Here is a 6,721-nt window from a genome sequence, read left to right as displayed (position 1 = left end):
ATGATGTCTGACTTCCTTTGTTCTGAAGTTTAGTCGCGTAAAGAATAGCAGGGTAGACAGTACATGTGTAACAAAAAGAACCATCATGAGAAATCTTTCAATTTCTCACGATGGTTCTTTTTTTTTCAGAGTTTGGAGTTTTGTCCCAGACTCGTTTTTTGAATTTAAAATTGAAAGTCACAATTTAATTTCATTCATCGAAATAAATATCAAAAACTACTTAGTTGAACCACGCTTAACAATGCTATATGGCAACTTGATCGTGTTTTCATCAATTTGTTCTTGGTTCATCATCTTTGTCAAAAGACGCATAGCTACGGCACCGATATCGTACAATGGTTCTTCGATTGAACTCATTTTTGGACGAGTTACTTCACAAAGAATCGTGTCATTACTTGTTACAAGTTCGAAATCATCAGGAACCTTAACCCCTGCTTTAACGGCTGAGTTCAAAATACCTGAGGCCAAAAGATCATCTGTAACATAAGCAGCTGTGGCACCACTACTGTGAACAGCATCCCAGATAGCTTCTCCGGCACGTACTGAATACTCTGCTTCGAAAACTAAGTTAGATGAGAAGTTCAAGTGTGACTTCTTCAAAGCCTTCTTGTAACCATCAAGTCTATATTTGCCATCAATAGGATTTTCAAGACTACCACCAACAAAAGCAATCTTCTTGTGACCATTTTGTGCTAATTGACTAACAACACTAGCAACTGCATCGGTGAAATCAATATTTACACTAGCACTTTCATTGTTTTTGTCGACTGAACCAGCTAAAACGATTGGTGTCTTTGAGTTTGCTAGGATACGTTTCAGTTTCTTAGACAATTGCTTGCCCATGTAAATAAGTCCATCAACTTGCTTTGATAGCAAATTATTCAAGATTTGTTCTTCATCACCAACTGATTCCTGCAAACTAGTTAGAATGATATTGTATTTGTACATTGAAGCGACATCATCGATACCTTTGGCCAATGATGCGTAGTACAAGTTAGTGATATCAGGTAAAATTACACCAATTGTTGTACTCTTTTTACTTGCTAAGCCACGAGCAACCGCATTTGGACGATAGTTTAAACGATCAATTACTTCCAAAACACGTTTTCTAGTTTCTTCCTTTACATTGGCGTTACCATTGACTACACGAGAAATAGTTGCCATAGAAACGTTGGCAGCTTCGGCTACGTCATAAATTGTTACTACTTTTTTCTCCATTAATATTCACTCTCTCAAACAATATTTTCATTAATTATCTCTAATTTATCAAACATTTTTACATTTTGCAAGCGGTTTCTGTATCATTGGTATATGTTTTCACATTTTTTCAAAAAGAAAATCATTTTCAGTGATATACTACTAATAAATATCGTCGTAAAGGAGAATTTTCATGAAGAAACAATTAATCGCCCTACAAGAGTATTTAGCACAAAATGGACTTGATGCTGCATATATTTCAAATCCAACTGATATCAACTATTTTACTGGATTCTACAGCGATCCCGTAGAACGTATTCTTGCTCTACTTGTTTTCCCAGACAAAGACCCATTTATGTTCGCACCTCAGCTTGAAGTTGAAGCTGCAAAGGATGCCGGCTGGGATAAAGATGTCTTTGGCTATCTCGATCATGAAGATCCATTTGCTTTGATGGCCGGTCATATCAAAGATATTGCTGGCTCACCTGTTAACTGGGGTATTGAAAAGGATGACATGTCTGTTCAAAAGCTTGAAGCCTTGAGCCAACAATTCCCTGATGCTAAGTTTCCAAATAATCTTTCACGTTACATGGAAAACGCCAAACTCATCAAAACACCAGAAGAAATTGCTGAATTAAAGGCCGCTGGTGATGAAGCTGACTATGCTTTCTCTGTTGCTTTCAAAGCAATTAAAGAAGGTCGTACTGAACAAGAAGTCGTGGCTGAAATTGAATATGCCATGATGAAAAAAGGTGTCATGCACATGAGTTTTGACACTATCGTTCAAGCTGGAGCCAATGCTGCCAATCCACATGGTGGCCCTGAAAAGACACCAATTAAAAAAGATGAACTGATTCTCTTTGATCTTGGAACAGTTCACAATGGTTACATCAGTGATTCATCGAGAACTGTAGCCTTTGGTCAACCAGACGATAAAGCCCTTGATATCTATAAAGTAGACTTAGAGGCTCAATATGCTGCTATGGACGCCGCAAAACCTGGCATCACAGCTGCTGAACTAGATAAAGTTGCTCGTGATATCATTACCAAGGCTGGCTATGGCGAATACTTCATCCACCGTCTCGGACATGGTATGGGAACATCAGAACACGAATTCCCATCAATCATGGAAGGCAACGATATGGAATTGAAACCAGGCATGTGCTTCTCCATTGAACCCGGAATCTACATTCCAAATGTTGCCGGAGTTAGAATTGAAGATTGCGTTTACATTACTGAAGATGGTTGCGAACCATTTACACACACAAGTAAAGAATTGAAATATATCGATTAGTGGGGGCGTCTCCAGAGATAAGAGTATTCATTTGCAGCGAAAGTGGCATTATTGCTTCAGCAATTACACCACCGGGCGTGTGGAGACTCGCGGGTTTTGCGAGGCTTCAACCGAGATCCGAGACCGTACTTTGGCTCGGGCCGTTCCGCGCAGCAATTGAATACTCTCAGCTCTGGAGACGGCATACTTAATTAAACTTTCAACCTTTAGGTACACAAATAAAAAGGCAAAACATTATTACAATGTTTTGCCTTTTTTATAGTCGAATATTTTAAAATTTACATACTCATCAAACAAAGAAACAACTAACCATCCTGTGACGGAAAAATTAAATTTTATTGCTATTAAGTGAATTTTCATCATTGAGATCGTCTTCACTAAAGACAATATCAGATGTATCTTCGTCCTCTTTGATTTTTGAAATATGGTCCTTCAAAGCATCAGTTTTTTCATTGAATGAATCAACAAGATCACTATTTGTGTTCAAGCCAACTCCACCGTTATTGAAATCTCCACGAATTGTCATGATATTTTCTATTAGCTTTTGACCGGATTCACTTGTTAAATACTTGGAAGCAGCATATCCTGAAGCACAGCCTAAGAGTAGGCCCAGTACAAAATGATTATTTTTCATAATTATTTATTCTTCTTTCTTGGCCAGAACTTAGCAGCCGTCTTAGCAACTGTAGCTATGTTTCCTACTGTCATCAAATTTTGGAAATTAAAGCCGGTATTTGGTTTCTCCTCGGTTGCTTTAGCAGATTTCTTACCGAGGTTCTCAACTGTATCAAATAGTGGGTTCAACTTGCTGGACTTACTGTTAACATCATCCATCAAGGTGTTAGTCTTATCAACTAACTTAGTACTCTGATCCATAATCTGTTCAGTGTTTTTAGAAAGGACTTCAACCATTTTAGTTGTTTCCTTCATAGTTTCCTGTAGTTCTTGAAGCAATTTAGCAGTCTGGACCAATGTTCTGGCTAAATATACAACCAATACTACAAAAGCAACTGCCGCGATTAAGCCTGCAATTTGTCCACCAGTCATAATCTTACCCTCCTGTATTTTAATAGCACTTTCATACTAGCATTATATCAATTCATCGGCAATTAATTACCAATTAATCCAATTCTGCCATTGTTTTTCTAATTTCTGAATCGCATGGCCACGATGACTGATAGCATTTTTTTCATCAACACTCAATTGTGCCATCGTCTTATCTAGTTCAGGAAGATAAAATAGTGGATCATATCCAAAACCATCGTCACCTGCCGGGAATAATCCAATCAAGCCTTTAACTTCCCCTTCAACGATTAAATCCTCATCGTTTTTAGGATTAGCAAACACTAATGTTGAAACAAAACGAGCCGTTCTCTTTTCGCGAGGAATTCCACCTAGCTCACTCAAGAGTTTAGCATTATTAGCGGCATCATTGTGATCACCAGCGTAGCGAGCTGAATAAACCCCTGGTTGACCGTATAAGGCATCGACTTGTAAACCTGAATCATCAGCAATTGTTGGTAAATTAAAGCGCTCCATCACTGCATGAGCCTTGAGCTTAGCATTCTCTTCAAATGTTTTGCCGGTTTCTCTAATCTCTGGAAACTGTGGTAGATCTAACAAGGTCTTCAAAGTAAAGTCTTCATCATTGAAAATACTTTTAAATTCACGAGCTTTACCAGGATTCTTAGTTGCTATGATTATTTCTTTCATTGCTACCTCCAATATTTACTAAGCTGATTTCTGCAATATCAGTTTGCAACCAACGTTTAGCAAGTTTGGAAAACTCCGAAATGCTGCCTGTTGTATAAAGTTTGATTGTTCGATTATCTTGATCTGTTAAAAGTTTATTATCTGTTAAATACCCTTTGGTTATCTCCACAGTACTTACCGCAGGATCAATTAAAGTTATTTTGGGGAGATATTTATTTATTTGTGTCTTCAACATTGGAAAATGCGTACATCCCAAAATCAAAGTATCATAATCGCTATCTTTAAATGGCAATAATGTTTCTGAAATATTATCCTCGGCCTCTTGACTGTTAATCTTATCAGCCTCAACAATCGAGACAAACTTTTGTGCAGCAATGCCTAAAACATTGACCTTTGAGTCAATTGCAGCGATTGTTTGACTATAACTCTTGGAATTAATCGTTGATTCAGTTCCGATAATACCGATACTTCCTGTTTTAGAAACCTTGACTGCGGCTTGTGCACCAGGTTTAATTACACCTATCATTGGAACAGTAAATTCCGTTCTCAATTGCGCCAAAGCGTTGGCAGTAGCAGTGTTGCAACCATAAATAATCAGTTTGACATCCTGACTGATTAAATACTGTACCATCTCACGTGTATAAGATATAATTTGTTCACGAGTTTTTACTCCATAAGGCATACGTGCTTCATCACCAATAAAAATAATATTTTCATTAGGCAATTGACGAATCACTTCTTTAACGACAGTTAACCCGCCTAATCCAGAATCTAGTACTCCAATTGGTCTATGATCACTCATAGTGTTACCCCCGCTTTCATTTAAGTGAATTCTCTGTATTTTAACTTACTATTTAAGTATGCCGTTTACAGAGCTGAAAGTATTCAATTTTTTAATGGTAGGACTAATAAATTAAACTAGTTCTAGTTCTGTAAAAACAATAGTTATATTAATTTCTTACTTTGATATCCCCCAACAGTCTTCAATCAAGGATTGAGACTGGGCCGTTCCGCACAGCGCATGAATACTCTCAGCTCTGGAAACGGAATTCTTCACACTTTTTATAAAAATATTTCTGCGCTATCTTTTACAATTACTTAAAAAGCAATTATTCTAATGATATAATGAATTGTCTGAAAAAAGGAGTTATAGCAATGGCCGCAAAATCAAAAGATCTTAACAAATCAACGTTAACTGATGCTCTAAAGAAAAGTGAAGATGGTGAGAGTGCAGATGCGTTAACTGAAAACTACTTTGCAGTTTCAGTACTCCGTGATTTTATTCTCCCTGACTTGCTTGATAAAGATACCGTAGAATTATTGTATTGGGCCGGTAAAAATCTCAGCCGCCAATTGATTCTTGATATGGAAAGCTTACCTGACCTATTCGCCAAAGCCGGCTTTGGAAATTTGGTAGTCGCTAAGCAAACACCGAACAGCTATACATATAAGTTAACTGGTCCTGAAGTTGAACAACGTTTTGATACGAATAATGATGATCCCGAGTTTTCATTGGAAACCGGAATAATCGCTGAAACCGTTGAAAAAACAATCGAAGCATACTGTTTAGGAACATACACTGTAAACAGCAAAGCCAAAAGCGTAACAATTAAAATACAAATTGATCGAAACTAAAGTATACACCAAAAAACGATCAATGTGACTGCGTTTATTGCCTAAAATTGATAACAACAAAAGAAGAAGAGAGTCTACAAACCTGATTTATCAAAGTTTGTGGACCCTCTTCTTTTTGTCCTCTCTTTCCCGAGATGACAGCATTTATTTGAACAAAAAAAGATTGAATCCCTAATTACAAGGAAATTCAATCTTTATATAAAACAATATCTGAAGGTTGCAAGTTGAAAAATTAATCTAACCATTGGTATTACAATCTTAGAGCTAGTTTAATTAAATAAACAGCAGTCTTCGTTTTATTACTCTCGCCATAAAAAATAAACTAGTTGGAAGAGCTGAGAGTATTCATTTGCAGCGAAAGTGGCGTTAGGACTTTAGTCCTTACACCACCGGGCGTGTTGAAGACTCGCAGGTTTTGCGAGGCTTCAACCGAGGAACGAGTTCGCTCTTTGGCTCGGGCCGTTCCGCGCAACAATTGAATATTCTCAGTTCTGGAAACGGCATACTTAACTAAACTTTCAACCTTTAGTCAATATTATTTAATTAGTCAGAATATCCATCAAGGATCTTGGATAGTTGAGCTTTGTTGTGGAAACCTGTAAGCTTCTCTACAACTTCGCCATCTTTTTTGATAACTAACGTAGGAATTGCCATGATTCCAAATTCTTTAGGTGTATCTGGATTAGCATCAACATCCATTTTCAAAAATTTAACGGAATCATCATTCTCTGACAAGTCTTCAATTACAGGTGATTGCATACGACATGGACCACACCAAGTTGCCCAAAAATCAACTAATACAACGCCATCTTTTGTTTCTTCATTAAATTCTTTATCTGTTACTTCATCAACCATTTCATTCACTCCTTTTAACAAATTAAA

At 37.2% G+C, this 6,721-nt stretch carries 8 protein-coding genes; 2 read left to right on the top strand and 6 right to left on the bottom strand.

The genetic code is table 11. The features are described 5' to 3' along the window. Nucleotides 1-216: 216 nt before the first annotated feature. The gene (ccpA, locus tag FFM71_RS05785) at nt 217-1,218 is read right to left on the bottom strand and encodes a catabolite control protein A (RefSeq protein ID WP_137611220.1); all 1,002 of its coding nucleotides are present in this window, start codon (nt 1,216-1,218) and stop codon (nt 217-219) included. A 172-nt stretch (nt 1,219-1,390) separates the two neighbouring features. On the opposite strand from ccpA, the gene FFM71_RS05780 reads away from it, so the two are divergent. Then, nucleotides 1,391-2,491 carry a M24 family metallopeptidase gene (locus FFM71_RS05780; protein WP_137611219.1) on the top strand — a complete coding sequence of 367 codons (1,101 nt, stop codon included), beginning with the start codon at nt 1,391-1,393 and terminating at the stop codon, nt 2,489-2,491. A 328-nt stretch (nt 2,492-2,819) separates the two neighbouring features. On the opposite strand, the gene FFM71_RS05775 is transcribed toward FFM71_RS05780, so the two are convergent. The 4 genes from FFM71_RS05775 to murI all read right to left on the bottom strand — a co-directional run bounded on the left by FFM71_RS05775 (nt 2,820) and on the right by murI (nt 5,006). After that, entirely contained in the window at nt 2,820-3,125 is a 306-nt protein-coding gene (locus tag FFM71_RS05775) for a hypothetical protein (protein WP_137611218.1), read from the bottom strand. Nucleotides 3,126-3,127: 2 nt separating this feature from the next. Beyond that, complete coding sequence (locus FFM71_RS05770) at nt 3,128-3,538, bottom strand: DUF948 domain-containing protein (RefSeq protein ID WP_041500042.1); 411 nt, start codon at nt 3,536-3,538, stop codon at nt 3,128-3,130. 66 nt (nt 3,539-3,604) lie between these two features. Next, a complete protein-coding gene (locus FFM71_RS05765) occupies nt 3,605-4,204 on the bottom strand; it encodes an XTP/dITP diphosphatase (RefSeq protein ID WP_137611217.1) in 600 nt (199 codons plus the stop codon). Further along, nucleotides 4,179-5,006: a glutamate racemase gene (gene murI, locus FFM71_RS05760; RefSeq protein WP_137611216.1), complete on the bottom strand. Its 828-nt coding sequence runs from the start codon at nt 5,004-5,006 to the stop codon at nt 4,179-4,181. The genes FFM71_RS05765 and murI overlap by 26 nt, the downstream gene beginning before the upstream one ends. Nucleotides 5,007-5,359: 353 nt before the next feature. Here murI and FFM71_RS05755 point away from each other — a divergent pair, with 353 nt between their 5' ends. Further along, the gene (locus FFM71_RS05755; protein WP_137611215.1) at nt 5,360-5,839 is read left to right on the top strand and encodes a DUF2507 domain-containing protein; all 480 of its coding nucleotides are present in this window, start codon (nt 5,360-5,362) and stop codon (nt 5,837-5,839) included. A 543-nt stretch (nt 5,840-6,382) separates the two neighbouring features. Here the strand turns inward: FFM71_RS05755 and trxA are convergent. Beyond that, nucleotides 6,383-6,694: a thioredoxin gene (gene trxA, locus FFM71_RS05750; RefSeq protein WP_137611214.1), complete on the bottom strand. Its 312-nt coding sequence runs from the start codon at nt 6,692-6,694 to the stop codon at nt 6,383-6,385. Nucleotides 6,695-6,721 lie beyond the last annotated feature (27 nt).

Origin of the sequence: Companilactobacillus huachuanensis, from assembly GCF_005404815.1 — a bacterium.
Taxonomy (GTDB): domain Bacteria; phylum Bacillota; class Bacilli; order Lactobacillales; family Lactobacillaceae; genus Companilactobacillus; species Companilactobacillus huachuanensis.
This window is presented reverse-complemented; position numbering and strand designations above follow the sequence as displayed.

Excerpts from the sequence above, each read along its gene's own strand:
- FFM71_RS05765 (WP_137611217.1), bottom strand. The coding sequence starts at position 4,204 with ATGAAAGAAATAATCATAGCAACTAAGAATCCTGGTAAAGCTCGTGAA.
- murI (WP_137611216.1), bottom strand. The coding sequence starts at position 5,006 with ATGAGTGATCATAGACCAATTGGAGTACTAGATTCTGGATTAGGCGGG.
- FFM71_RS05780 (WP_137611219.1), top strand. The coding sequence starts at position 1,391 with ATGAAGAAACAATTAATCGCCCTACAAGAGTATTTAGCACAAAATGGA.
- FFM71_RS05775 (WP_137611218.1), bottom strand. The coding sequence starts at position 3,125 with ATGAAAAATAATCATTTTGTACTGGGCCTACTCTTAGGCTGTGCTTCA.
- trxA (WP_137611214.1), bottom strand. The coding sequence starts at position 6,694 with ATGGTTGATGAAGTAACAGATAAAGAATTTAATGAAGAAACAAAAGAT.
- ccpA (WP_137611220.1), bottom strand. The coding sequence starts at position 1,218 with ATGGAGAAAAAAGTAGTAACAATTTATGACGTAGCCGAAGCTGCCAAC.
- FFM71_RS05770 (WP_041500042.1), bottom strand. The coding sequence starts at position 3,538 with ATGACTGGTGGACAAATTGCAGGCTTAATCGCGGCAGTTGCTTTTGTA.
- FFM71_RS05755 (WP_137611215.1), top strand. The coding sequence starts at position 5,360 with ATGGCCGCAAAATCAAAAGATCTTAACAAATCAACGTTAACTGATGCT.